Raw genomic sequence first — 25,168 nt, 5'->3', positions numbered from 1 at the left:
CTATGACAAGTTGTCAGAGGGGAGTAACTTGAGAATCATCATTACATTTGATGATTAGCACTTTATCGTCATTACGAAGTATGGACTTCCGGTAAAGTGGGCAATTATTTGCTAAGTGAGACCTTTGCTATTATTTAGCATAGGTCTCTTTATTTGTATTCAAACAAAAAGGAGCTGTCCACTATGGATCCGAGTTTAATTTTACCTTACTTGTGGGTAATTCTCGTTCTTGTATTTTTAGAAGGGCTATTAGCAGCTGATAATGCTGTTGTTATGGCCGTTATGGTTAAACATTTACCACCTGAACAACGTAAAAGAGCTTTATTTTATGGTTTACTAGGTGCATTTGTATTTCGTTTTCTTGCCTTATTCTTAATTAGTATTATCGCTAATTTCTGGTTTATTCAAGCACTGGGTGCCGCATATTTAATTTTCATGTCTATAAGAAATCTGTGGCAATTTTTCCATAAAAAACACGAAGATCAACCTGAAGGTGATGATCATCATTTCGACGATGATGGTGTTGAAAAGAAAGTCGGACCAATGCAATTCTGGGGTACTGTGTTAAAAGTTGAATTTGCAGATATCGCTTTTGCTATTGATTCTATGTTAGCTGCCATGGCTATTGCTGTTACATTACCAACAGTTGGCATTCATTTTGGTGGCATGGACTTAGGTCAATTCTCAGTTATGTTTATTGGTGGCATGATCGGTGTTATTTTAATGCGTTTTGCTGCTACATGGTTTGTTGACTTATTAAACAAATACCCTGGCTTAGAAGGTGCTGCCTTTGCAATTGTAGGATGGGTAGGTATTAAATTAGTTGTCATTGTACTTGCACATGAAGACATCGGTATTTTACCTGAACACTTCCCTCATAGTACATTATGGCAAGCTATTTTCTGGACAGTTATGATTCTATTAGTTGTTATCGGTTGGTTAACATCAGTGCGTAGTAACAAAAAGAAAACTAAATAATTTGGCTTAAACGCTTCATTCGAGTCTTTTAAATTTGATGAGAACCATTAAATTTAAAAGGCTTTTTTATTTTTTATAGAATGATATATATATATATATATAAATGGTAAGAAAAATTCAGATTTGAACCTTCAATTCATTGCCAATTGGCAATAATGATATTAAACTTTAATTAATGTATAAATAAATTAAACAAAACCACAACCATATAAACATAATGCAACGTTACCATAATAGATTGTGAGTGAATCGATAGGAGTGGACACCTTTGGATAATGATAAAAAGCACGTAATACCACGTGAACAATATCGTCGAAAACGACACGAGTATTTTCATAACGAAGAGCGTGAAGAACGATTAGCACGTGAGAAAGCACAACGTGAAAGACTTGCACAAAAAGAGCAAGAACAAGCAAAAGTTAATGAAGAACGTGTTAAAGATAACATGCGAAAAGCAAGAATTGAGAAATTGACGCAAGAAGAAATTCAGCAACAGCAACATTTAGCCAAATTACGTTCTGAAAATGAATCTGAATATGCGGCAGACGAAAAAGAACATCATTTAACATTGCCTGAGGAGCAACAACTTAAAAATGAGGACAAAGATAATAAACCGATAGCATCAAAATCTAAAGTTGAAACAGGTAATAAGACTAATGAGGACGAAAATGAGCTATCTTCAAATCAAAGTGATATAGAACCTAAGTATAGTAGAGTAGAAAAAAATAAAGGCAAAACTCAGCATGCGAGTGTTAATAAACAAGACGCGCATCAATGCGATGATGTTAGCACATACAAAGGAGAAAAAGGTGCCTCAGAAGCTAATACTACGTCTGATTTAGAAACGCGTGATAGTGAAATGATAGAAGCACAGGATCTAACAACGAATGAGCGTTATGCTTCAAAACAGGTATCCACATCTCATCAAGAGCATAAAGATGATGAAGGTGCAGCGCATGGTAATACAACACGTCATAATTCAAATCAAACGAATCATGAAGAAGCAAGTGAGCATGCACACGATAAGTCTAATAATAATGATATGATGGACAAAGTAAAATCATTCTTAACATTACATTGGCTTAAAATTGTTATCGTAGTTGCAATAATATTAATTATCATATTAATTAGTGCAATTATTTCAACAATTAACCAAAATAGTAGTATTGAACAAAGTAGTCATCAAAATACAAAATATACAACAACAATGAAAAATGCAGATGCCGCTGTAAAATCAGTGGTAACAGTTGAGAACGACACACCTAAGAATCCAACAACACAAACAACTGATAAAACAAATATAAATACAAATTCAAATAACGAAGTTGGTTCAGGTGTCGTCTACAAAGCTGTAGACGATACCTTTTTTATTTTAACGAATACACATATAGTCGGTAATAACGATAAGGTTAACATTACATATGATGATAATAAGGCAGCTACGGCTACAGTAGTTGGCAAAGATATGTGGTCAGATATTGCAGTGCTTAAAGCAACGATCAATAACAAAAATGTTCAACCTATTAAAATCGGTCGTTCAAATCAATTGAAGTTAGGTGAAACCATCTTAGTTGTGGGTAATCCGTTAGGCAATGATTTTAAAAATACAGTAACAAAAGGTATTGTTTCTGGATTAAATAGAGCAGTACCGGTCGATTTTGATAAAGATAATAAAAATGATGAACTGATTAATACATTTCAAATAGATGCTTCGGTAAATCCTGGTAATTCAGGAGGTGCTGTCGTTAATCAAGATGGGGAACTCGTAGGTGTAGTATCACTAAAAATAAACATGCCGAATATTGAAGGTATGGGATTTGCTATTCCAATAGATGATGCACGTGCAATTGCTTCAGAACTAGAGAAAAAGGTGAAATTCAATATCCTAATACTGGTATTGGAATTAAAAATGTTTCAGAGTTATTACCATATGAAAGAGCATTATTTAAAGTCCCTGAAGATGTTCAAAGCGGAATTGTAGTAGAAAAATTGAAAGATGGTGGATTAGGTAAAAAATCAGGTTTAAAAATTGGTGATGTAGTTGTAGAATTAGATAGTAAATCAATTCAAAATAATTTACAGTATAGACAAACTATTTTTAGCCATAGACAAGATTTAAAAACATTGTCGGCTAAAATTTATAGAGAAGGTAAGTCTCAAGAGATAAAAATAAAATTGAAATAACGTTGAGGTGACAAATGCGTGTCTATTTTTAGTAAGTTACTTAAAAAATCTAGTCCTCAACAGGGGATAGTTTTATATTATTTGATAGCCATAGTTGTCGCTTTCTTATTACTAAATCTCCCTTTTGTGCACAAACAAGGTGTAGATGTTAGTCCAATTGATACACTGTTCGTAGCTGTATCAGGGATTAGTGTAACTGGACTGTCTCCCGTTAACATTGTAGATACATACTCAACATTTGGCCAAATTATTATACTAATCATCCTAAATATAGGCGGTATTGGTGTCATGGCGATTGGTACAGTGTTGTGGGTCGTATTAGGTAAACATATAGGTATCCGTGAACGCCAATTGATCATGTTAGACAATAATAAGGATACTATGAGTGGAACTGTAAAGTTAATTTTAGAGATCATTAAAACAATCTTAACTATTGAATTTATTGGTGCATTGCTATTAGCATTTTACTTCTATAGAGATAATCCTGATTTGAAAAATGCGCTCATGCAAGGATTATTTGTTTCAGTATCCGCTACTACAAACGGTGGATTAGACATTACAGGTCAATCCTTAATCCCGTATGCTAAAGATTATTTTGTACAAACGATAGTTATGTTTCTCATTGTATTAGGTTCAATCGGTTTTCCTGTATTATTGGAAATTAGAGCCTATGTTAGAAACAGAGTTAGTCATTTTAGATTTTCATTATTTACCAAAATCACAACTTGTACATATTTATTTCTATTTATCTTTGGTGTCTTAGCTATTTTAGCTTTAGAACATCATCATGCTTTCAAAGGTTTAAGTTGGCATCAATCATTATTTTACGCACTATTTCAATCTGCAACAACACGTAGTGCAGGATTACAAACAATTGATGTTACAAACTTTAGTGATGCAACGAACGTTATCATGAGTATTCTAATGTTTATAGGTTCATCGCCAAGTTCAGTTGGTGGTGGTATACGTACAACAACATTCGCGATACTCATTCTCTTTGTCATTAACTTTAATAATAATACTGAAAAGACAGCGATAAAAGTCTTCAATAGAGAAATACATGTGGTTGATATTCAACGTTCATTTGCAGTTTTTACGATGGCATCAATTTTAACATTTGTAAGTATGATTATTATTCTTGCAACAGAAAAGACTAATTTATCATTTCTACAAGTATTTTTTGAAGTCATGTCAGCATTTGGAACATGTGGTTTATCTTTAGGTGTGACAGATGATATTAGCGGTCTTACGAAAGTAATACTGATGATCTTAATGTTCATTGGTCGTGTTGGTTTAATATCATTTATTATTATGATTGCTGGACGTAAAGAACCTGATAAATACCATTATCCTAAAGAACGTGTACAAATTGGCTAAGTTCAAGATATTAAGTTGAATAGTTAAATCATTTAAAACCTTATGGTATTAAATTGAATAAGACATATATCTATAGCAACCTGGGACAGAACGAATTCAAGATAATTTGTTCTGTCCCAGTTTTTGGTTAGAAATAAATAGCACCCGTAGTTTAATAAATGTTAAACTATCTTTAAATAAGGGGTGTGTAAATTGGAGAAAAATGAACATATAAATATAGATATCTTAGCAACTTCAGATATGCATAGTCATTTTATGAACGGAGACTTTGGTTCGAATATCTATCGTGCAGGAACTTACGTTAAAAATGTGAGAGACAATAATGATAAAGTCATTTTATTAGATAGTGGAGGCAGTATTGCTGGCTCGATGGCTGCGCATTATTATGCAGTTGTGGCGCCATACAAACGTCATCCAATGATTAAATTGATGAATGCGATGCAGTATGATGCTAGCGGTGTAAGCCCAGATGATTTCAAATTTGGTTTATCGTTTCTAACAAAAGCTGTTTCATTATCTCGATTTCAATGGTTATCTGCAAATATAGAGTTTGCGCTCACAAAAGAGCCATACTTCTCAACGCCTTATATCATCAAAGAGTATGATAATGTTAGAATCGCGATTGTTGGCTTAACTGCTGATGGGCTCATGAAAAATGAATTTGCTGAAATGGAGAAAGCTGTCAGTATTGAAAAAGCTTTACTATCTGCAAAACGATGGATTAGATATATTCATGAAAGTGAACATCCTGACTTTTTAATCGTGATATATCATGGAGGCCTCTATAAAATCAATCAAACCAATACTAGACATAGTAAAGGGTCGCATGAAGCGGAAAAAATTATGAAAGAAATTGGTGTCATCGATTTGATGATCACTGCACACCAACACCAAACAATTATTGGAAATGACTTTGAAACTGTATATGTTCAAGCAGGACGTTGGTACACGTGAAGATTAAATTTAAAAAACGCACTAATTCTTTTGAAAAAGAAGACATTCAATCTACTGTAATCAATTTAAGTGAATATCCAGAAGATCAAGCATTACTCGAAACAACGTATTATGATCGAAAAGCACTTGAACATTGGTCTAAGGAAATCGTTTCTAATAAGAAAGTTAATTTAGAAGTTAATGGATTAGAAGATTTGTTAAGTAAACCACACCCATTTACCCAATTATTACATGACAGTCTACATTTGGCTTTTGACAATGAAATTACGTGTGCCAATGTGCCTAAAAATGGTGAAAAGGGATTAAAAGGCATTGTTACAAATGAAGATGTATATAACGCTTATCCACATCCAGATAAAGCGATAGATATCACTTTAAAAGGTCATCAAATTAAAAAGATGATTGAATATACGTACTCTTATATTCAATTTGAACACAAACAATTAAGTATGACAATTATTGATGAAACACGATGTACGATGTGGCAAGGATTCGATTATATTGTGGATATGTCTGCACCACGCTTTAACAGGGTGACATTAAAGGGGCTTGAATTAGATAAACACTATAGAGTAACGATGACAGATTATTGCTATAGAAATTACCGTCAATATTTAGAGTCTGAATCAACATTGCATTCTACATGTGACCAACCAATGAGCACACTTATAGCTACAAGACTCAATCAATCTGATTTCAATCTAAATGTTGATGCTAACTTTATAGTTAAATATTAAATCAGCTCTATATAATCAAACGTTGCTGAAACGCAAATGACTACAAAAAAACTTTTCTTAGCTAAAACACTAAGAAAAGTTTTTTATCCATGAAATATTAATAATAATATAATTGCAACAATTTGTCCTAAAGATGTTGTTACGATGCGACGTGTATATTGATAACTCAATGATAAAATAAGTTGAGCTACGAAAATAAACGCCACGATCCACCATTTGTCTAAATAGATAAATAATGAACTAGAACATAATGCAGTTATTAATATGATTAACCAAGTAGGTAATTTAAAACGCGTTAATTCTTTTTGTAAAATCGTTCTCATATATAACTCATGACAAGGTATAACAAAAATTAATGTTACTAACATTTGCCATTTGAAATAAACACCTGTTCTTGATAATTCTTTAATGAGTTCTGCATAAGTAATTTGTGGAGATAGCAATGAAAAGATTAATTGTATAATAACCAATACAACACCCGTAACAATACCAACGCCAATAGAAGTTAATAAGCGTTTAGATTCGATGTCTCGTTGGTAAAATACATAACTAATACCTGCAATTAACATAATACCAGTATATAAATACCAATATTCTTGATGTTCTCCCCACATTACAAATAAAATCAAATGGAATACAATGAAACTTGCTATAAACCAAATTAAAGCTTTTGATATATTTTTCATTTTAATGTATACCTTCTTATTCAACGATAGTATATCGTTTATGATTAATAACCGTTTTCTCAGGTAAGTCTAATTCATTGAAGTTATCCATAATTGTTAAGTCTACAATAACTGAATTGTCATTAATTTTCTCAACACGGCCTCTTAAACCGTCATAAAATTCTACGATATTTCCTACTTCTGCAACAGTCATACCGAGTCCTCCTAAAATCATAGCTAGACTATATTGTACTAAAAATTACCATAATAATAAACAAATATATGCTAAAATTGGCAAATAATATTTTAATTATGAAAATAATGTCAAATTTGAGTAAATGATTGGCAAAATAAATAGATATAAGGCATAACTTAATTAAGGGCATATACGAGTGAGACAAAGGAGAGATAAAGATGAAATTTGTAAGTAATAATAATATTACAGATCCTACAATGAATCTTGCTATGGAAGAATATGTGTTAAAACACTTACCTTCAGACGACAGTTACTTTTTATTTTATGTAAATGGTCCGTCAATTATTGTAGGAAAAAATCAAAACACTATAGAAGAAGTAAATAAACAGTATGTGGATGAGCATAATATTCATGTTGTGCGTCGTATTTCAGGTGGTGGTGCTGTATATCACGATCAAGGTAATTTAAACTTTAGTTTTATTACAGACGATGATGGTAATAGCTTCCATAATTTCAAAAAATTTACAGAGCCAATTGTACAAGCACTTCAATCAATGGGCGTAGATGCAGAAATGACGGGACGTAATGATATTCAAGTTGGACAAGCTAAAATTTCAGGAAATGCGATGGTTAAAGTTAAAGATAGAATGTTTAGTCATGGCACATTAATGTTAAAAAGTGACTTGGGAGAAGTACAAAACGCATTAAAAGTTAACCCTAAAAAGATTCAATCTAAGGGTGTTAAGTCGGTACGTAAACGTGTCGCAAATATTGATGAATTCTTAGAAGAATCAATTTCTATTGATGACTTTAAACAAATCATCTTGAAAACAATCTTCGGTGAACATGAAGTCGAAGAATATAAATTAACTGATGAAGATTGGAAGAATATTGAAGCGCTAAGTAACGAGAAATATCGCACATGGGAATGGAATTATGGTCGAAATCCTAAATACAATTTTGAACGCGATGAAAAATTTGAAAAAGGATTTGTACAAATTAAGTTTGATGTGAAAAAAGGTAAAATTGAACATGCTAGAATCTTCGGTGACTTCTTTGGTGAAGGCGATGTTACGGAGTTAGAAGAAGCTCTTATAGGCGTCTTACATGACTATAATCATATTAAAGAAGCGATGGAAGAATTTGATTTCTATCATTATTTCGGCGCTATTGAAAAAGAAGATATCTTAAAATTAATGTCTTATTAAAATTGTATCAATACTAAGTCGAAAAAGTACAAAGATATAAATGTACTAAACCACTAAAGTTAAAATTAAAAATTAACTTGATAGGTTAGACGTTTAAATATCTTTGTGCTTTTTATTATATATAGAATAGTGACTTATTACTTTCAAAAGCTGTAAATTGTTTGAGAGATATTAAAAAATAGAAAAAACCCTCCGATGTACGGAGGGTTCTAAATGACGGAAACGGAGGGATTCGAACCCTCGCGCCGCTCTCGCGACCTACACCCTTAGCAGGGGCGCCTCTTCAGCCAACTTGAGTACGTTTCCATATGGCTCCGCAGGTAGGATTCGAACCTACGACCGATCGGTTAACAGCCGATAGCTCTACCACTGAGCTACTGCGGATTAATATGTATTTATATAATGTATCTCTATGAGCACAAATATTATTATATCAATAAACTTAAAATTTGCAAGGGATTATATTCAAAAAATATACGGAACATTTACACTATATTAATATAAAAGTTCCGTATGATTTAAAATTAAACGTGAAACTAGTTATCTTGCAATAGTGAATAATGTGAAAGTGCTTCGAAAATATTTAAAGTTGTTTTTTCATAATCAATTGGCATTTCTGGATTATTTGATTTCATACGTGATTGTTTATCAACCATGTAATAATAGAATATGCAGTTAGAGTATTGGTGCCAAATGCTGTGATAGGATACATTCAGTGTTAACGTTTGGTGATTTGCGAAGATGATTTTACATTTTCGATTTTTGAGAGGTTTGATTTCATGAACATAATGCATATTGATCCACATGTTTTCTTCTAAACGGTCTGAATGGGTTGGGAAAAAGTACGTAGGGAATAGAGGGGTCAATAAGATAGGCGGTTTGCTAGTAATACCAGCAATACGTTGCGTTTCGGATTTTTTACTAATATAACTGTTTCCATAAAACTTACATGATCGCTCGACAATCTTTTGTGTTTTAAATGGACTCGTTACAATTGAGGAATCATACTTTAATATTTCTGATCCTTTAGTTTGCTCATAGGCATCAATAACTGGTTTGATGACCATGTCGCCTTTCCGAATAATATATACGGTATTTTGGGTTTGAGAAATTTTTGTCATCTCTTAACCTCCTTAAAATAAAGTTATTATTAAGCGCTAAAAATACAACGATTAATAATATAAATTTATTATATAAAATTTTTATATGTTGTCAAGATATTCATTACATATAAAATTACACATATTTTTTGTGAAAAGTCAGAATATTCGATTGATTTAAAAAATAAAAACTTGTATACTATCCTTATACAAAAAAGAAAGGCAGTGATTGCAATGAATTACAACACGAATGTCAAACATACGACGTTAGAAGACTTTGTTACTACAGTTAATGATTTAGGCGTAGAGCTGGTCATTGAAGAGGCCCTTCGCCAAGGAAGAAAAAAACAACTATTAAAGTTGATTGATGAAGCACTTATTAATAAGAATGAAGAAGCATTTATCAATTATACGAACGAATATAAAAATCTGGAGGCATTTCTCAATGAGTAAATTAGGATCCTGTCACTCATCATTATAAAAGGTCTATTCACTACTTAATTATAGTTAGCGAATAGACCTTTTTTATTTCTATTTTTGTCCACCGTTTGATTTACCCTCAATTTTATTACGAATCCACTTTACTAAGTAGCCTGTTATCACAATTCGAATGACACGTTTAACGATATTCATATTAACTTGCTCCTTTTTTAAATTGTTTAGTTGAGTTTACCCGTTCTACACATAATTAAAGATATTATCTATAAATATTTATTAAAAAGTTATGGATGTCGCTTATTTGGTATATAAATATAGCCATATTGATCTGCTTTAGTTGTGAAGATGACAATAATCCCATGAATAATAGAAACGATAGTAGGAATTGTAGTCCAGAAGAAAACTAAATGAAAGACGCCTTGCCATACTTTATCTGCATAAAATTTATGAATACCGACACCGCCTAAAAATAAAGAACATAATACATATAATGTTTTATTAACTCTCATAATAATGATGCCTCCTTAAATTTATATTTTAAGCATTTCAAAAATTAAATCAAATAATACTCAGATATTAGATAATGTATTTATAATCAAAATTTCAATGCTTCAATTTATTGCAATTAATTTATTATTATTTGTAAATTTTATATAATATAGTTAATACACTAATCGAAAGGGTAATTAACTTATGATACGAAAAGCACGTCCGAGCGATAGTAAGTCAATTGCAGAATTATGTTACATTATTTGGAAAGATATGGAACTTGATATTGTGCAAGAAATTTCCAAAGAAAGAGTTATTCAAGCTATTGAAGAGAGTATCGTTAATATTAATTATAGAACGAATTATAATAATATCTGGATATATGAGCAAGACGACGAAGTGGCAGGTTGCATCATTGCCTATGAGGGCTCTAAAGAATTAGAGTTAGAAGCAGCATGGAATGAATTACCATTAGAGGATGACATAAAAGCACTTGGAACGCCATTGCCATTGAAAGAATCGAAGGATGATGAATGGTATATTGAAGCTGTTGCTACTTTTTCAAAGTTTAGAGGACAGGGTATTGCAACGAAACTGTTTAATTATTTAATAGCAACGTATCCAGATACAAAGTGGAGTTTAAGTTGCGACTATGATAATCCGAGAGCTAAGAAATTGTATGAACGATTGGGCTTTAAATGGACTGAAGATGTGGAATTATATGGTCATCAATATTTACACATGGTTTATTCAGCATAAAGTAAAAAAATAGAACGGAGGAGACAGAAATTAGAAATCATTTCAAAGTCTCGACCTCCGTCCTATTTTGCTTGTATCAACATTTAAAATGTCACAAGTGATATATTATATACCACCTAATAAAGCACTGATATATATGCCTAATGCGTATAATACACCGAAGATTGTATTTGTTTTTCCAGTTGCAGCCATCGCAGGCATCATACTTGCAGGTGTGTCATTCTTCTTGAAGCGACGGATCGCTTTGACTGGCATAGGAAATGATAGCAGTACAAGTAAATAAAATAGTGAACCGCCATCTACAAATAGCGCAGTATAAATAACGAACACATATGCAACGATATACATAATTGCCATAAATGTAATTGAAGCGTTCTTACCTAATAGGATTGGTAATGTTTTACGACCACTCGCTTGGTCTTTAACTCTATCGCGAATATTATTAGCCATGTTAATTAAGCCAATTGTAATAACAATCGGAATACTAATCCAAACTACAAAGCCATTAACATTGCCAGTTTGAATAAAGAACGCTAATAAAATAATAATCATGCCCATAAACAATCCAGAAAATAGTTCACCGAATGGTGTCCAAGAAATAGGCATTGGGCCACCAGTATATAAATAACCAATTGCCATACAAACGATGCCTACTGGAATAATCCAAAATGAACTATTAGCTGCTAAAATGATACCGAGAAATGCAGCGATGATATAAAAAGCAATTGCTAGATTCATGACAAGTTTTGGACTCATACCGTTTCTTACGATAGCACCACCGATACCAACGGAAGTGTGATCGTCTAAACCTTTTTTAAAGTCATAATACTCGTTAAACATGTTCGTTGCAGCTTGAATAAGTAAACAAGCAATTAACATTGCAAGAAATAACATGAATTTAATGTGATCTTGACTACCTAATAAAAAAAGTTTAGCAGTTGCTGTACCAACTAATACAGGTACAACAGCAGCAGTTAAAGTATGAGGTCGCATCAAATGCCAATATTTTCTAACAGTAGAATATTGTTGATATTGATTTGCCATAATTTAATCTACCTCTTATAGTATATAGTTTTAACATATGTATTTTAAAGGAATCATAAATAAAGGTCAATTGGCGTGAAATATTTCTCTAGAAGATTAAGCAATTATGCCACTATAAATAGTTAAAAATGATACAATATTGTAATGAGAAAAAATAGATAATGAAAGAAGTGAAATGAATGGCTGCGAATATAAAGGAAGATGACATTATTGAGTCAATATATGAAAGTAACAAAAGCTGGGTATCTGTTGAAGTGAAAATTGATAGAGCACTTGCGCCTGACGAGTTGTTCAATTTGACAGAAGCACAAGCAGGGGATCGCTTTTATTTTCGCTTAAATGATAATGCGTCTTCGTTTTTCGGCTATCATGCTGTTCAAAGGTTCAAAAATAACTTTGATAACAAGCAATCGATCTTTCGTGAGTGGGAAAAATTTAAAAAAGATGTTGAATTAGTTCACCCAGATATAGAAAAGCATCATTTAAAAGTCATTGGAGGATTTCAATTCTCTAGCCATAAGTCTGATGATGAGTGGCGAGAATTTGGCATCAATCATTTTGTAGTGCCTCAAGTACTTATTTCGAATATTAATCAGACTACTTACCTGACTTATACAGTGGAAAGAGCCAATTTTGATATTGAAGCATTCAAAGAGGTAGTCGCTTTCTTTGAAGAGGCGCACATTGGACAAGATGATCAAGATGAAACATTAGGAAATATCTTACGAATGGAAGATATTTACGTTGATGAGTGGAAAGAACTGGTTAGAGATGCGATTGCTCAGCTTGATGAAACTAAAAAAATTGTGCTTGCAAGACGTCGTATGATCAAATTTGATAAGCCAATTAGTATACCTTACGTGCTTAATCGCGCACTACAAAATGAAAAAAATAGCTATTTATTTATTTTAGAGTCCAACCAATCTGTATTCTTTTCACAAACACCAGAACAACTTCTTAAGGTAGAAGATGGTGTTTTATCTACGAAAGCAGTAGCTGGTACGATTAAACGATCTAACGACACTGAAGAAGATGAAAAAAATATACAAGCATTTTTAAAGGATAAAAAGAATTTAGGTGAACATGATTTTGTAGTTAGAAGTATTCTAGATGATATCACACCTTACGTTGATCATATTGAATATAATCATACACCGAATATTTTAAAAAATGACCATTTATATCATTTATATACGCAAATACAAGGTCAGTTAAAAAACAATTCATTTATTGGGTTAATAGACGACATGCATCCTACACCAGCGTTAGGTGGCTATCCTAAAGATGAAGCACTCAAATTTATTGAAAAAAATGAGTTTGGAACGCGTGGTTTATATGGTGCACCGGTTGGCTATATTGACATGAATGATGATTGTGAGTTTATTGTAGCCATACGCTCAATGTTAATGAAACAAAATCAAACGACGTTATTTGCAGGATGCGGAATTGTAAAAGATTCTGATCCAGATAGCGAATTAGCTGAAACAGCGGTTAAATTTTCACCAATGATGAATGCTTTAGGAGTAGTGGATAAGAATGAATCATAACGAAGCATTAACTAAACAAGTATATACCTTTGCATCTGAGTTATATGCCTATGGTGTACGAGAAGTAGTCATTAGTCCCGGCTCAAGATCTACACCACTAGCAATTGCGTTTGAGGCACATCCCAACATTAAGACTTGGGTACACCCAGACGAACGTAGTGCGGCATTTTTTGCTTTAGGTTTAATAAAAGGGAGCGAACGACCTGTAGCGATTTTATGTACTTCAGGTACTGCAGCAGCGAATTATACGCCAGCAATTGCAGAGAGCCAAATCAGTCGTATACCTTTAATCGTGTTAACAAGTGATCGTCCTCATGAATTAAGAAGTGTAGGCGCACCTCAAGCGATTAATCAAGTGAATATGTTTGCAAATTATGTTAATTTTCAATTTGATATGCCTGTCGCTGATGGTACTGAATACATGTTAGATGCCATTTATTACCAAATGCAGATTGCAAGCCAATATTTATATGGTCCTCATAGAGGTCCAATTCACTTTAACTTACCATTTAGAGAGCCATTAACGCCTAATCTTGAAAGACAAGAATGGTTGACGTCTTATACTAAAAAGTTACCGCATTATCAAAAAAATATTAATGTTCAAGATATCAGTCATATTTTAAAAGAGAAAAAAGGATTGATTATTGTCGGTGACATGCAACATCAAGCAGTTGATCAAATTCTTACATATGCAACGGTGCACGATTTACCTATACTTGCTGACCCATTGAGTCAGTTACGTAAGTATAATCATCCTAATGTGATAACGACGTATGACTTATATTTTCGTGCAGGGCTTGATTTAGATGTTGATTTTGTTATTAGAGTTGGGAAACCAGTTATCTCTAAAAAGTTAAATCAATGGCTTAAACATACGAATGCCTATCAAATACTTGTTCAAAATAATGACAAGATAGATGTTTTTCCAACACCACCGAGTGTGTCTTATGAAATATCTGCAAATGATTTCTTCAGAAACCTTATTGAAGAATCAGCAGTTGAACGTAACGATTGGATAGAAATGTGGCGAACACTTGAATCTCAAGCGAGACATCATATCGATAAACATATGTCACATGCGACTGATGAAGCGGCATTTGTAAAAACAGTCATTGATAAACTGACTAAAGAAGATGCTATTTTTGTAAGTAATAGTATGCCAGTTCGTGACGTAGATAATTTACTTTACAATAGTGAAGTTGAAGTATACGCAAATCGTGGCGCAAATGGTATTGATGGTGTTGTGTCTACAGCTGTTGGCATGGCTGTACATAAGAAAATAACGTTATTGATAGGTGACTTAGCGTTTTATCATGATATGAACGGTCTTTTAATGGCAAAAATTAACAACATTCATTTAAATATTGTATTGCTAAACAATGATGGTGGCGGTATATTCTCGTATCTTCCACAGAAGGCGTCTGCAGAAGCTTATTTTGAAAGATTGTTTGGCACGCCAACTGGATTGAATTTTGAATATACAGCGCTACTTTATGATTTTTCATTCAAACGCTTTAATTCGGTAGCAGATTTCACTCATGAAAAGCTGTCACACATGCATTCACATATTTATGAGTTGGTAACGAATAGAGATGACAATATGTCGCAACATCAAATTCTATATAAGAAATTGAGTGGTATTCTGAATGTTACATTATAACTTTTATCAGTCAAAACAAGAGACAAATCAATTATTAGTACTTTTACATGGCTTTATAAGTGATAGTCGTACGTTTGATGCGCACGTGGATCCATTGTTACAAGAGGTTAATGTGTTAACCGTTGATTTACCAGGCCATGGCCAAGATCATTCCTCAATGGATGTAACATGGGATTTTCCATTTCTTGCGAAGCAATTGGATGAAATATTAGACATGTATGAATCTTATAAAGTCACGTTATTAGGCTATTCAATGGGTGGTAGGGTAGCACTATACTATGCACTGTATGGTAAACACGCAATTAACAAATTGATTCTTGAAAGTAGTTCACCAGGAATTAGAGAAGAAAATAATCGTTATGAGCGACAACAAATAGATGCTGCTAGAGCGAAAGTGTTAGAAATAGCAGGATTAGAAGTCTTTGTAAATGATTGGGAAAAATTACCGCTATTCTATACACAACAACATTTGGATAAAGCGCAAAAGACAGCTATGCGTGACATGCGTATGGCTCAAGACCCTTATAAATTGGCAAAGGCATTACGTGATTACGGTACAGGGCATATGCCTAACCTATGGGATCAAATCAGTCGAATTCAAATACCGTGCTTTATATTAACAGGTGAATTAGACCAAAAATTTGTGAAGACTGGACAAGCTATGAACAAAGATATGCACTATAGCCAAGTCCATACCTTTTCCAATGTAGGTCATACAATTCATGTGGAAGATAAAGCGGAATTTGATACAATAGTATTAGGTTTTTTTAAAGGAGGAGCAAAATGACTAGACAGTGGGAAACACTTAGAGAATATGATGAAATAAAATATGAATTTTATGAAGGTATTGCGAAAGTAACAATTAGTCGTCCAGAAGTGAGAAATGCTTTTACACCAAAAACGGTTGCTGAGATGATTGATGCTTTCAGTCGCGCACGTGATGATCAAAATATTTCTGTAATCATCTTAACTGGCGAAGGTGACAAAGCCTTTTGTTCAGGCGGTGACCAAAAGAAACGTGGGCATGGTGGCTATGTAGGTGAAGACCAAATTCCTCGTTTAAATGTATTAGATTTACAACGTTTAATCCGTGTCATTCCTAAACCAGTAATCGCAATGGTTAGAGGTTATGCAATCGGTGGTGGTAACGTATTAAATGTAGTATGTGACTTAACAATCGCTGCTGACAATGCTATTTTCGGACAAACAGGTCCTAAAGTAGGTTCATTTGATGCTGGTTATGGTTCTGGCTACTTAGCAAGAATCGTTGGCCATAAAAAAGCGCGTGAAATTTGGTACTTATGTCGCCAATACAATGCACAAGAAGCTTTAGACATGGGCTTAGTTAATACAGTTGTACCATTAGACCAAGTTGAAGATGAAACGGTTAAATGGTGTAAAGATATTATGAAACATTCTCCAACAGCTTTACGTTTCTTAAAAGCTGCTATGAATGCTGATACGGATGGCTTAGCTGGCTTACAACAAATGGCTGGAGATGCTACATTACTTTACTATACTACGGATGAAGCGAAAGAAGGTCGTGACGCGTTTAAAGAAAAACGTGATCCAGACTTCGATCAATTCCCTAAATTCCCATAAACCGGTTAATGATAATACAACTATAAATATAATTAAAGGACACTTGTATAGTGATAAACTGATAAACAGTTTAATCGCTATTAACAAGTGTCCTTTTAAATTAAGGTATCAATTATAATATTTTTTTAAAAATAATTCTAATCGACGCATACCTTCTTTCAAGACATCCATATCGTAAGCATAAGAAATGCGGATATAACCTTTACCCATATCGGTAAATGAAGACCCAGGCACCATTGCTACGTGGGCTTCTTCAAGCACTTTTACGCAAAAGTCAAAATCATTAGACGTAAACTGTCGAATACTTGGGAATATATAGAACGCACCTTCTGGTTGAGCATCAAGTTCAAAACCTAATTCTGTTAGTTTACTGACCAGATAGTCACGACGCTCGATATAGGCTTGGTTCATATATTGAGGTGCATCTAATCCTTCATTGAGTGCGGCAATGCAAGCAATTTGTGAAGGGACATTTGCACAAATGCAATTATAGGCATGCATAAATGTTAGCTTTTCAATTAAATATTCAGGCCCTAGTAAGAAGCCGATACGAATACCTGTAGCAGAATGAGATTTACTCAAACCACCAATAAGTAAAAGCTGATCGCGTATCTCTTCAAATTCTGCAAAGGAAACATGTTTACCTTTAAATGTATTTTCCGCATAAATTTCATCACTAATAATAAAAATTTCTTTATCTTTTAAATAATTTACAATGCTTTTAACTTCATTACGATCTAATATGACGCCCGTAGGATTCGTAGGGTAGTTCAACAAAATTGCTTTTGTCTTATCAGAGTAGTGTTGAGCAATTAATTCAGGCGTGATTTTAAATTCTGACTTTGTTGTATCTATATATACAGGGTGCCCACCTAAAGTCTCTACTAATGGAATATAACCAGCGTAAATAGGCCCTGGAATTAATATTTCGTCACCAGGTTCGATAATACTACGTAATGAAGTATCAAGTGCTTCACTTGCACCATTCGTAACAATAATTTCTTCTTCACTATAATAGAAACCGTATTTATTGTTGAAATAGTTACGAATTGCCTGACGTGTTTCAGGTAATCCTTTATTATGTGAGTAACTCGTTTTATCTTCTTGTATTGCAGTGATATAGGCCGCTTTCACCACCTCTGGCATAGGAAAGTCGGGTTGACCAATCGTTAAATTGACGCAATCATCAATATCCTTCATACGATTAGAGAACTGACGAATACTTGGTGCCCTTAAAAATTTAGCATTTGAATTTAAAGTTAATTTCATTTTTACACCTCAAAAAACCAAATTATAGTAACCGTACTTGTTACTATAAATTTTTAGAATAATCTTATAATAACACATTTTAGCTACCATAATTTGGTAAGTATTGGTTTATATGATTTTGTCATTATCCTTTAAATGAAGAAGGTTTCTTCAAATTGATTAAAGGATTAGTCCATTTACAAACAAAATTCGTTGATAGTAAATAAACAATCACGATTGAGATTATAAATAAATAGCCATAAGTAAGAACGGACGTATGAGACTTAAATGGATATATTTCATAACCTCTAACGATACCTATAACTAGTCCATGGAGTAAATAGATATACATCGTACGATTGCCAATATAAGTATAGAAACGTTTAGTCGTACTCATTAAATTAAGAAATGAGTACATAGTTACAAATATGATGAAGTAAAGTAATAAACGTTTTAAGGGACTATATACATCTTCGTTATTATTTTCGAGAGAAGTGTAAGGACTGCTACCTAAGAGCCAATCTGAATTGATTGGATGGATGTAATAAACGATGAAAAATATGATAAGTACCATAATTGAAAATACGTTTATTTTTTTATTACGCAATAGTTTTGTATGTGAACGTGTTGTTAAATAGCCAACATAGAATATTGGGAAAAATACAATTGTTCTAGAAATACTCATATAACCATCGATATCGTCAGAAAAACCAGCAAGTATTGAAATGATTAATGCGATAGGTAACACATAGTATGCTTTGTATCGACGTACAATAACAAGTATGACGTGAAAACTAAATAATGTAAGTAAAAACCATAAAGCAAATACTGGATTAAATGGATCCATTTGTATCGCGTCACTTTTACCAGTTAAAAAATAATAAATTGAGAAAAAGGCATAAAATATCGCATATGGTGCAAGTAACTTTTTAGCTACATTCTCTAAATAATGTGGTTTATCCAAATGTTTGGCAAAGTATCCAGAGATAAATAAAAATGATGGCATATGGAAACTATAAATCAGTAAATATAATGCAGATAACGATTTACTTTCAGAAGTATAGGGTTGAATCATATGACCGAACACGACTAAAAAGATGAGGATGGCTCGAGCGTTATCGAAAAAGTAATCTCTTTTTGTATCAATGGACATACGATTGTCTCCTTTTTTATTAATAACTGTATCTAATTTAGTATATTTCGATACTTCAATGCAACAATTTAGAAAAAATGTTGATTATTAAATAAGCCTTAGATATATACATTTTATTTGATTTTAAGATAATTATTTCAAATATGAATATTATTTTTTGAATAGGGAAGAGGAAGTTAATAAGCCAAAGGAGAGGATTACCATTAATATATTAAAAAATACGTTTAAATTGTTACATCCAATGGTAGGTGGGAGTATCATTGGTCGAGTCATAGCGAAAGAATCAAAAGAGGATTATAACCAATTTAGAAAGCCACCATTTTCACCGCCTACAAAAGCTTTTCCAATTGTTTGGCCAATCTTATATGTACTCATGGGCGTTTCTTATTTACTCACTACGAAAAATAATGAACAGACGACTAAGATTAAAGTGACTCACTATAGTCAGTTAGCTTTAAATTATTTATGGTCAATACTTTACTTTAAAAAGAAAGTTAGAGGCATTGCCTTGATTGAAAGTATGATGTTATTTATCTCTGTCGTCGTTAATACAATTTCAATGTTTAAAATACATCGCATTGCAGGTTTATTACAAATTCCGTATGTCATGTGGTCTGCATTTGCAAGCTATTTAAATGCAGGTAATTATTTCCTTAATAAAGATAACCCGAATTATAAAAAACAATAGAAATGTCAGGCTCAAGCAATGTTTCGTTAAATTTCACGTTTGCCTCAACGGTGAGTTAAACTGAATGAAATTAAAATTGAATTATTGAGATATGTATTGTGACAAAATATTGAAAGTACATGACATATAAAAAAATCATAGTATAATAGTATTATCAATTACAAAAGTGGAGTAGAACAACAATGTATAATCAACTAGAAAAACTTATTACACTAACAAATAATGACCTGAATTTGGTTAACAGACGATTTGGACAACGCACGGACATTACAAATGATCAACTAGAATTATTGCGTATATTATATAGCTTTGATCGTTTATCACAATATGATTTGACGATGAAGATTAGCAGAGAACAATCTATTGTTTCTAGATGGATTAAGAAGTTAGTCCAGAAAGGCTATATCACAAGTCAACAATCACATGAAGATTTACGTTGCAAAGACTTATGTCTAACAGAAGAAGCGCGTAATTTAATTCAACAAATCAATACTGCAAGATGTGAATTAATAGAAGCACGTTGCCAATGTCTAAGTAAAGAGGAAATACAAAGTCTAAATCAGTTATTAGACAAACTGAATAGCCGTCATATATATATTTAAGAAAATAAGCCATAACATTTTAATGAATCTTGTTAGAAGATCATTTTAACGTTATGGCTTAATTTTATGAGCATAGCAGAAGAATGATTGTTTACATTATTAAGGCTGGGACAAAATCAAATGTCCCAGCCTCTACTTTTCTAGTTTTTTAACCATTCTATCTTCCAGTTATTTGACTGAAGAATGTCATTATTTAGTATAACTTGTGATATCGAAGTATTTACCAACTGCTTTAATCTCACTGTATAGTTGTTTTAAATATTGAGCGTTAATATTAGCCCAGTTAATATCAGTTGCATATTGATGCGTAGCAGGGTGATCTGGATTCCAACGCATTTTGTATAATGTATTTTGTCCAGCTTTAATATAGTCTTTGCCTATAAATTTAGCGCCACCAATAATAGCTTTAGATACTGAGTTCCAACCAGCTTGTTTAGCATACTTAATGCCACTGTATAGTGGATTAGCATCGTATGCAGCTATACCAAATACGTTGTGATATTTTGTAGCACTCTTAGTAGTAACGTAATTATTAACAATATTAGCACCTTTAGCTAATTGAGATTGACCATTACCTGTTTCAATTAACGCGTGTGCAACTAAGTAAATTTCATTAATACCTGAAGTGGCAGCTGCTTGACTGAATGCTTGTCCTTGATTCTCAAGTACACCTTTACCTTTAAGTAATTGGTTTAAACTTGCTACAGAAATGTTTTGTGGACGATCTAAACGTAAGAATTGATACTTAAGTGTTTCATCTTTAGCTAATCGTTCAGGATTCATCGCATTTTTAATTTCACTATAAGTAGCATTAGACCAACCATAACCGTTTCTTTGAACTTGTGGTGGTGCACCATAAGCATTTTGTTGAAGTGACACAGCTTGATTTAAAGTTCTATATGATTTTGAATACTTAACTAATTCTTTCTTCAAATCAGTATCTTTAATCCATACATACTTACCATTGCTTAATTTACCATAATACCAAGTTTTACCATTGATGACTTTACGGTTCGTTACTTGGAAAATTTGTTCATTAAATGCTTTTAATGAAGTTGCTTTTGCAGAGGTAGGATCATCATAATAAAAACCATTATAGTTATTAATAATGAATTCATATTGATACTTTTCACCATTATTTGATGATGTATTAGATGATGTTAAGTCATCTTTAGCAATCCAACCTGTTTTACCATTAACAGTACCATATAAGTATGATGTATTGCCTACAACAACAGATTTAGATACTTTAAATGATTGATTAGCTAAGTCTTTATTGTCTAAACGTTGTTGATTTGTACCCCATGCGATTGAGTAAAGACCATTATTTTTATTATTAATTTTGTATGTGCCTGATGTTTTTTGTTCAGAACTTGAATTTTGAATATTTAAGTCCTTAACATTAAACCAACCTAAAGGTGTATTTTGTGTAGTGTTTTGAAGTAACACATACGTATTACCATTAACTGTTTTTTCTTTAGAAACGTTGAAAGTACGATTTGCATATTTAGACGCATTTTTACCAGTTTTATCATAAACAGTTGCGTGTGCACCACTGTTATTTGCATTAACTTGAGCTACTTTAGACACTGTTTGTGTTGAAGATGTAGATGGTTTAGTAGTTGTTGTATTCACTGCAAACTTAGCATTTACTTTAGGTGCTTGTTGTACATCAGTTGATTTAATCCAACCCCAAATATTATTGATTACACCATGTAGGTATGTTTCATTTCCAACTTTAAGGTTATCAATTGATTTTAATTGTTTGCCACTAGATGGAACTGTAGCTTTAACTTGTTTAGCTGTTCCCCAAGGTGTGTCATAAATATTGGCATTACCTTTAATATTGTAATAAGTGGCAGTTGTCTTGGTAGGTGTTGAAGACTTAACGGTAATTTCTGAAGCCGGAATCCAACCTCGTGAAGTATTACCATTATAATCAGAAATTAAGTAATAATCTTTATTGTTTAACGTAGCTTTCTTAGTGATGTTATACGTCTTACCACCAAGCGTAGCATTTGCTTTTGCGTTCTTATCATAAACAGTTGTATATGATCCTTTATTCTTAGTAGAAACTTGGCCTAAAGTATTTTTAAGGTTAGACACTTTTAATGTGTTGTCTACTGATGGTGTTTTACTGCCTGATGTTGGTTTAGTTATATCAGTTAGGAATGCTTTGCTAACCCATCCATTTTTACCATTTAATGAACCAAATAAATAAGTGGATTGGCCTACTTGTTGTGATTTTGTTGCTTTAAATGGTGCAGTATTTGATTTAGAAACCGTTCCAGCTACTTGATTATAATTACCCCAAGGTACTGTATATAGTGTAGTACCAGATTTAATATTATATGATTGGTTAACTTTTACAGGTGATTTTACAGTGTTATAAATCGTTTCACCCTGTTTAACCCAACCGTATACTTTACCGCTATTATAGTCAGATACTAAATAGTATTTATCTTTGCCAAGTGTAGCGGATTTAGTAACAGATAGAGTGTTATGCACTTGATTTGTAGCTTTACCTTTAGCATCATAAACGGTTGTGTATAGACCACTATTATTTGTTTTAATTTGAGCTAGTCCAGTATTAGCATTAACAGTTAATTTAGGTGATGTAGTAGTTGAACCACTATTACTTGAGCCACCTTTATTTGTATTAGATGAACCGCTATTACTTGAAGTTGTACCCCAAGGTGCGACTTGACCCGTTTTGATTAAATATTTTTCATTAATTAAATCATATAATTCGTTATAAGAATAGTTATGATTTTGTAAATAAGCGTGTGGGTCTGAATGATCCGTGCCACCTAAGAAACGACTGATAGCATAGTGTGTCCATACAGTACCTTGACCGTCATTCTCAGCACTGTTAGGTTTTAAACCGTAATATTGTAATTGTGTTGCAGCATAATCTGCATAGTTATTCATTGACTTAGCAAATGAAACATAGTCATGTGTATGCACAATTTCAACATTGATGAAACGATTATTTGCTTGCGGACCTGCACCCCATGATAAGTAGTCAGTAGGGGCCGTTTCAATGATACGGTTGCCATCAACAAATGCATGAACAAATGCTGAATTGTAATTATTTTTCATATAATTAATTTCGCCATCAATTGTTGAATTATCATTAGCAGTATCATGAACTACAATACCTTCAGGTCGACCTACACCATTACGATAGCCATATTTAGGGAAGTATGATGAATAATTTTCTTCAATCTTAGGTGCTTGTAAGTTATTTGAGCGAATATAATTGTTAATTGATGAACTAACTTGTGGTTTATATTTTGGTAAAGATGATGTCGTTGCTCTAGCAGCATAACGTTTAACTGTTTTTACGGGTGTTGCTGAACCACCTTTGCCACCAACTGATCTAAATCCAGAATAACCTGATTGCGCGTTATTTGATGCTGACGTTTGAGTAGCATTCGTTGAAGCTTTTATTGAAGCTTTTGGCGTTGTTGTATTTTCAGAATTAGCTACGTTCGACGATTTAGCTTGCGCTATATTTGATTGCTTAGCATTTGTCGCGTTATCACTATAAGTACTAATGTTCTTAGTAGCCGTTTGTTTATGCTCTGTTTGTTGCTTTGATTGAGCTGCTTGATTAGATTGAGTTGGAGTAACAGTTGATTGATTTGTATTATTTTTATTTGATGAAGTTAAACGTGCTGTTTGTTGTGAACTTTCATCAATTGTATTGTTTTGGTTTTTAACATCTTGTGTAGCTTCTTGGTTTGTATTCGCAGACGTACGCTCATTTGTTTGTTGTTCAGATACTTCTGAAGCATTTACAGAAGCTTGTGATGTTTGATTATTCGTATTCACATTATTTTGCGTTTGATTCGTATTCTCTTTTTGGTCTACTTTGTTTAATGTTGATGCTTGTTGTTCATTGTTTTGAACTTTAGCTGACGTACTATTTGAATCTGCTGTATTTGTATTAGCTGTATTTTGTTTTTGTGCACCTTGTTGATTTTGTGATGACGTATCAACTGTATTTAAGTTATCTAATTTAGCATCGTATGTTTTACTTGCTGTAGCAACAGATGCTTTTACATTTTCAGGATTTTGATATGTTTGTACACCTGAAACATTTTGTGCTGAATTCGTTACTTCTTTTTTAGCCTGTTCAGCATTTTTTATATTTTGTTGATCATCAATCACATTATTTGTATTGGTAGAATTTTGATTCGTTTCAGCTGCATGTGCTTGTTGTGTTGTAAATGCAGCACCAAATAAAGTGATTGCAATCATGGAAGGAAATTTTAAATTAAACTTTTTGGTCATATTGTTACTCCTCGTTATTAGTATAGTTACAATTCCATTATAGTATTTTAAAATTTGCTATGATTTGATTTAACTTATTTGTAAACTAACTTTAATACTTTCTTACTTATATTAAACAAATTATGAATTTACTAAGGGGTTAGCGGGGTAGAATTAATAATTAAAAGCGCATTTATCAAATAGGTTAACGAAATTAAAGAGTCCGGGACAAAAATAATATAATGAAGCTATTTAGCAAAT

At 32.7% G+C, this 25,168-nt stretch carries 21 protein-coding genes, 2 tRNA genes, 2 pseudogenes and 1 riboswitch; of the genes and pseudogenes, 14 read left to right on the top strand and 11 right to left on the bottom strand.

The window, feature by feature from the left end:
- The first annotated feature begins 6 nt into the window (after window positions 1–6).
- Window positions 7–113: riboswitch (yybP-ykoY riboswitch) on the top strand.
- Window positions 114–183: 70 nt separating this feature from the next.
- The 5 genes and pseudogenes from KA878_RS06705 (at window position 184) to KA878_RS06690 (ending at window position 6,230) form a co-directional block, all read left to right on the top strand.
- On the top strand, window positions 184–978 hold the full coding sequence (locus tag KA878_RS06705) for a TerC family protein (protein WP_053029667.1): 795 nt from the start codon (window positions 184–186) through the stop codon (window positions 976–978).
- Between the two features lie 268 nt (window positions 979–1,246).
- A complete protein-coding gene (locus KA878_RS14585) occupies window positions 1,247–2,959 on the top strand; it encodes a S1C family serine protease (protein ID WP_228480593.1) in 1,713 nt (570 codons plus the stop codon).
- 8 nt (window positions 2,960–2,967) lie between these two features.
- A complete protein-coding gene (locus tag KA878_RS14685) occupies window positions 2,968–3,162 on the top strand; it encodes a PDZ domain-containing protein (RefSeq protein ID WP_483883280.1) in 195 nt (64 codons plus the stop codon).
- Window positions 3,163–3,180: 18 nt separating this feature from the next.
- Complete coding sequence (locus KA878_RS06695) at window positions 3,181–4,539, top strand: TrkH family potassium uptake protein (protein ID WP_107629792.1); 1,359 nt, start codon at window positions 3,181–3,183, stop codon at window positions 4,537–4,539.
- A 192-nt stretch (window positions 4,540–4,731) separates the two neighbouring features.
- Window positions 4,732–6,230 (top strand): annotated as a pseudogene (locus KA878_RS06690) (bifunctional metallophosphatase/5'-nucleotidase).
- 83 nt (window positions 6,231–6,313) lie between these two features.
- On the opposite strand, the gene KA878_RS06685 reads toward KA878_RS06690, so the two are convergent.
- Together KA878_RS06685 and KA878_RS06680 are read right to left on the bottom strand one after the other, a co-directional pair.
- Window positions 6,314–6,916, bottom strand: coding sequence for a CPBP family glutamic-type intramembrane protease (locus KA878_RS06685; protein WP_075108394.1), 603 nt, complete (start codon window positions 6,914–6,916; stop codon window positions 6,314–6,316).
- Window positions 6,917–6,932: 16 nt separating this feature from the next.
- Window positions 6,933–7,109, bottom strand: coding sequence for a YkvS family protein (locus KA878_RS06680; RefSeq protein WP_011276202.1), 177 nt, complete (start codon window positions 7,107–7,109; stop codon window positions 6,933–6,935).
- A gap of 200 nt (window positions 7,110–7,309) precedes the next feature.
- Here KA878_RS06680 and lplA point away from each other — a divergent pair, with 200 nt between their 5' ends.
- On the top strand, window positions 7,310–8,299 hold the full coding sequence (gene lplA, locus KA878_RS06675; RefSeq protein ID WP_193839548.1) for a lipoate--protein ligase: 990 nt from the start codon (window positions 7,310–7,312) through the stop codon (window positions 8,297–8,299).
- Window positions 8,300–8,516: 217 nt separating this feature from the next.
- On the opposite strand, the gene KA878_RS06670 is transcribed toward lplA, so the two are convergent.
- The 3 genes from KA878_RS06670 to KA878_RS06660 form a co-directional block, all read right to left on the bottom strand.
- Window positions 8,517–8,605: transfer RNA gene (locus KA878_RS06670), tRNA-Ser, on the bottom strand.
- 3 nt (window positions 8,606–8,608) lie between these two features.
- Window positions 8,609–8,683 (bottom strand) — tRNA-Asn (locus KA878_RS06665).
- Between the two features lie 152 nt (window positions 8,684–8,835).
- Entirely contained in the window at window positions 8,836–9,420 is a 585-nt protein-coding gene (locus tag KA878_RS06660) for a competence protein ComK (RefSeq protein ID WP_053029105.1), read from the bottom strand.
- 213 nt (window positions 9,421–9,633) lie between these two features.
- On the opposite strand from KA878_RS06660, the gene KA878_RS06655 reads away from it, so the two are divergent.
- Window positions 9,634–9,852 carry an IDEAL domain-containing protein gene (locus tag KA878_RS06655; protein ID WP_075109046.1) on the top strand — a complete coding sequence of 73 codons (219 nt, stop codon included), beginning with the start codon at window positions 9,634–9,636 and terminating at the stop codon, window positions 9,850–9,852.
- A gap of 78 nt (window positions 9,853–9,930) precedes the next feature.
- On the opposite strand, the gene KA878_RS14520 is transcribed toward KA878_RS06655, so the two are convergent.
- Together KA878_RS14520 and KA878_RS06650 are read right to left on the bottom strand one after the other, a co-directional pair.
- On the bottom strand, window positions 9,931–10,032 hold the full coding sequence (locus KA878_RS14520; protein WP_267253923.1) for an SAR1012 family small protein: 102 nt from the start codon (window positions 10,030–10,032) through the stop codon (window positions 9,931–9,933).
- A gap of 89 nt (window positions 10,033–10,121) precedes the next feature.
- The gene (locus KA878_RS06650) at window positions 10,122–10,346 is read right to left on the bottom strand and encodes a TM2 domain-containing protein (protein WP_053029107.1); all 225 of its coding nucleotides are present in this window, start codon (window positions 10,344–10,346) and stop codon (window positions 10,122–10,124) included.
- Window positions 10,347–10,530: 184 nt separating this feature from the next.
- Between KA878_RS06650 and KA878_RS06645 the strand changes: the two genes are divergently transcribed.
- Window positions 10,531–11,085 carry a GNAT family N-acetyltransferase gene (locus KA878_RS06645; protein ID WP_193839547.1) on the top strand — a complete coding sequence of 185 codons (555 nt, stop codon included), beginning with the start codon at window positions 10,531–10,533 and terminating at the stop codon, window positions 11,083–11,085.
- 105 nt (window positions 11,086–11,190) lie between these two features.
- On the opposite strand, the gene KA878_RS06640 is transcribed toward KA878_RS06645, so the two are convergent.
- On the bottom strand, window positions 11,191–12,129 hold the full coding sequence (locus tag KA878_RS06640; RefSeq protein ID WP_193839546.1) for a 1,4-dihydroxy-2-naphthoate polyprenyltransferase: 939 nt from the start codon (window positions 12,127–12,129) through the stop codon (window positions 11,191–11,193).
- Between the two features lie 179 nt (window positions 12,130–12,308).
- On the opposite strand from KA878_RS06640, the gene KA878_RS06635 reads away from it, so the two are divergent.
- From KA878_RS06635 to menB, 4 genes and pseudogenes are all read left to right on the top strand, one after another.
- Window positions 12,309–13,676: an isochorismate synthase gene (locus tag KA878_RS06635; protein ID WP_210129972.1), complete on the top strand. Its 1,368-nt coding sequence runs from the start codon at window positions 12,309–12,311 to the stop codon at window positions 13,674–13,676.
- Window positions 13,666–15,336 (top strand): 2-succinyl-5-enolpyruvyl-6-hydroxy-3-cyclohexene-1-carboxylic-acid synthase, encoded by a 1,671-nt coding sequence (gene menD, locus KA878_RS06630; RefSeq protein ID WP_193839544.1) that lies wholly within the window; start codon window positions 13,666–13,668, stop codon window positions 15,334–15,336. The genes KA878_RS06635 and menD overlap by 11 nt, the downstream gene beginning before the upstream one ends.
- Window positions 15,323–16,127: pseudogene (gene menH / locus KA878_RS06625) on the top strand (2-succinyl-6-hydroxy-2,4-cyclohexadiene-1-carboxylate synthase). Before menD ends, menH begins: the two are co-directional and overlap by 14 nt.
- Window positions 16,120–16,938: a 1,4-dihydroxy-2-naphthoyl-CoA synthase gene (menB, locus tag KA878_RS06620; RefSeq protein WP_193839542.1), complete on the top strand. Its 819-nt coding sequence runs from the start codon at window positions 16,120–16,122 to the stop codon at window positions 16,936–16,938. The pseudogene menH and the gene menB overlap by 8 nt, the downstream one beginning before the upstream one ends.
- Before the next feature lie 108 nt (window positions 16,939–17,046).
- Here menB and KA878_RS06615 read toward each other — a convergent pair whose 3' ends face one another.
- Entirely contained in the window at window positions 17,047–18,207 is a 1,161-nt protein-coding gene (locus tag KA878_RS06615) for an aminotransferase class I/II-fold pyridoxal phosphate-dependent enzyme (protein ID WP_193839541.1), read from the bottom strand.
- 124 nt (window positions 18,208–18,331) lie between these two features.
- Window positions 18,332–19,339: an acyltransferase family protein gene (locus KA878_RS06610; RefSeq protein WP_193839540.1), complete on the bottom strand. Its 1,008-nt coding sequence runs from the start codon at window positions 19,337–19,339 to the stop codon at window positions 18,332–18,334.
- A 241-nt stretch (window positions 19,340–19,580) separates the two neighbouring features.
- On the opposite strand from KA878_RS06610, the gene KA878_RS06605 reads away from it, so the two are divergent.
- Together KA878_RS06605 and KA878_RS06600 are read left to right on the top strand one after the other, a co-directional pair.
- Window positions 19,581–20,027: a TspO/MBR family protein gene (locus KA878_RS06605; protein ID WP_228480607.1), complete on the top strand. Its 447-nt coding sequence runs from the start codon at window positions 19,581–19,583 to the stop codon at window positions 20,025–20,027.
- 182 nt (window positions 20,028–20,209) lie between these two features.
- A complete protein-coding gene (locus KA878_RS06600) occupies window positions 20,210–20,629 on the top strand; it encodes a MarR family transcriptional regulator (protein ID WP_053029116.1) in 420 nt (139 codons plus the stop codon).
- Between the two features lie 189 nt (window positions 20,630–20,818).
- Here the strand turns inward: KA878_RS06600 and KA878_RS06595 are convergent, their stop codons facing one another.
- On the bottom strand, window positions 20,819–24,928 hold the full coding sequence (locus KA878_RS06595) for a GW dipeptide domain-containing protein (protein ID WP_193839539.1): 4,110 nt from the start codon (window positions 24,926–24,928) through the stop codon (window positions 20,819–20,821).
- Between the last annotated feature and the right edge of the window lie 240 nt (window positions 24,929–25,168).

The organism is Staphylococcus sp. GDY8P57P (genome assembly GCF_017892585.1).
GTDB lineage: Bacteria > Bacillota > Bacilli > Staphylococcales > Staphylococcaceae > Staphylococcus > Staphylococcus borealis.
This window is presented reverse-complemented; position numbering and strand designations above follow the sequence as displayed.

Bases quoted from the DNA above. Each gene is read 5' to 3' on its own strand.
- lplA (WP_193839548.1), top strand. From the start codon at position 7,310: ATGAAATTTGTAAGTAATAATAATATTACAGATCCTACAATGAATCTT.
- KA878_RS06600 (WP_053029116.1), top strand. From the start codon at position 20,210: ATGTATAATCAACTAGAAAAACTTATTACACTAACAAATAATGACCTG.
- KA878_RS06610 (WP_193839540.1), bottom strand. From the start codon at position 19,339: ATGTCCATTGATACAAAAAGAGATTACTTTTTCGATAACGCTCGAGCC.
- KA878_RS14520 (WP_267253923.1), bottom strand. From the start codon at position 10,032: ATGAATATCGTTAAACGTGTCATTCGAATTGTGATAACAGGCTACTTA.
- KA878_RS06680 (WP_011276202.1), bottom strand. From the start codon at position 7,109: ATGACTGTTGCAGAAGTAGGAAATATCGTAGAATTTTATGACGGTTTA.
- KA878_RS06605 (WP_228480607.1), top strand. From the start codon at position 19,581: ATGGTAGGTGGGAGTATCATTGGTCGAGTCATAGCGAAAGAATCAAAA.
- KA878_RS06705 (WP_053029667.1), top strand. From the start codon at position 184: ATGGATCCGAGTTTAATTTTACCTTACTTGTGGGTAATTCTCGTTCTT.
- KA878_RS06650 (WP_053029107.1), bottom strand. From the start codon at position 10,346: ATGAGAGTTAATAAAACATTATATGTATTATGTTCTTTATTTTTAGGC.
- KA878_RS06635 (WP_210129972.1), top strand. From the start codon at position 12,309: ATGGCTGCGAATATAAAGGAAGATGACATTATTGAGTCAATATATGAA.
- KA878_RS06685 (WP_075108394.1), bottom strand. From the start codon at position 6,916: ATGAAAAATATATCAAAAGCTTTAATTTGGTTTATAGCAAGTTTCATT.
- KA878_RS06615 (WP_193839541.1), bottom strand. From the start codon at position 18,207: ATGAAATTAACTTTAAATTCAAATGCTAAATTTTTAAGGGCACCAAGT.
- KA878_RS06645 (WP_193839547.1), top strand. From the start codon at position 10,531: ATGATACGAAAAGCACGTCCGAGCGATAGTAAGTCAATTGCAGAATTA.
- menD (WP_193839544.1), top strand. From the start codon at position 13,666: ATGAATCATAACGAAGCATTAACTAAACAAGTATATACCTTTGCATCT.
- KA878_RS06660 (WP_053029105.1), bottom strand. From the start codon at position 9,420: ATGACAAAAATTTCTCAAACCCAAAATACCGTATATATTATTCGGAAA.
- KA878_RS06655 (WP_075109046.1), top strand. From the start codon at position 9,634: ATGAATTACAACACGAATGTCAAACATACGACGTTAGAAGACTTTGTT.
- KA878_RS06595 (WP_193839539.1), bottom strand. From the start codon at position 24,928: ATGACCAAAAAGTTTAATTTAAAATTTCCTTCCATGATTGCAATCACT.
- menB (WP_193839542.1), top strand. From the start codon at position 16,120: ATGACTAGACAGTGGGAAACACTTAGAGAATATGATGAAATAAAATAT.
- KA878_RS06640 (WP_193839546.1), bottom strand. From the start codon at position 12,129: ATGGCAAATCAATATCAACAATATTCTACTGTTAGAAAATATTGGCAT.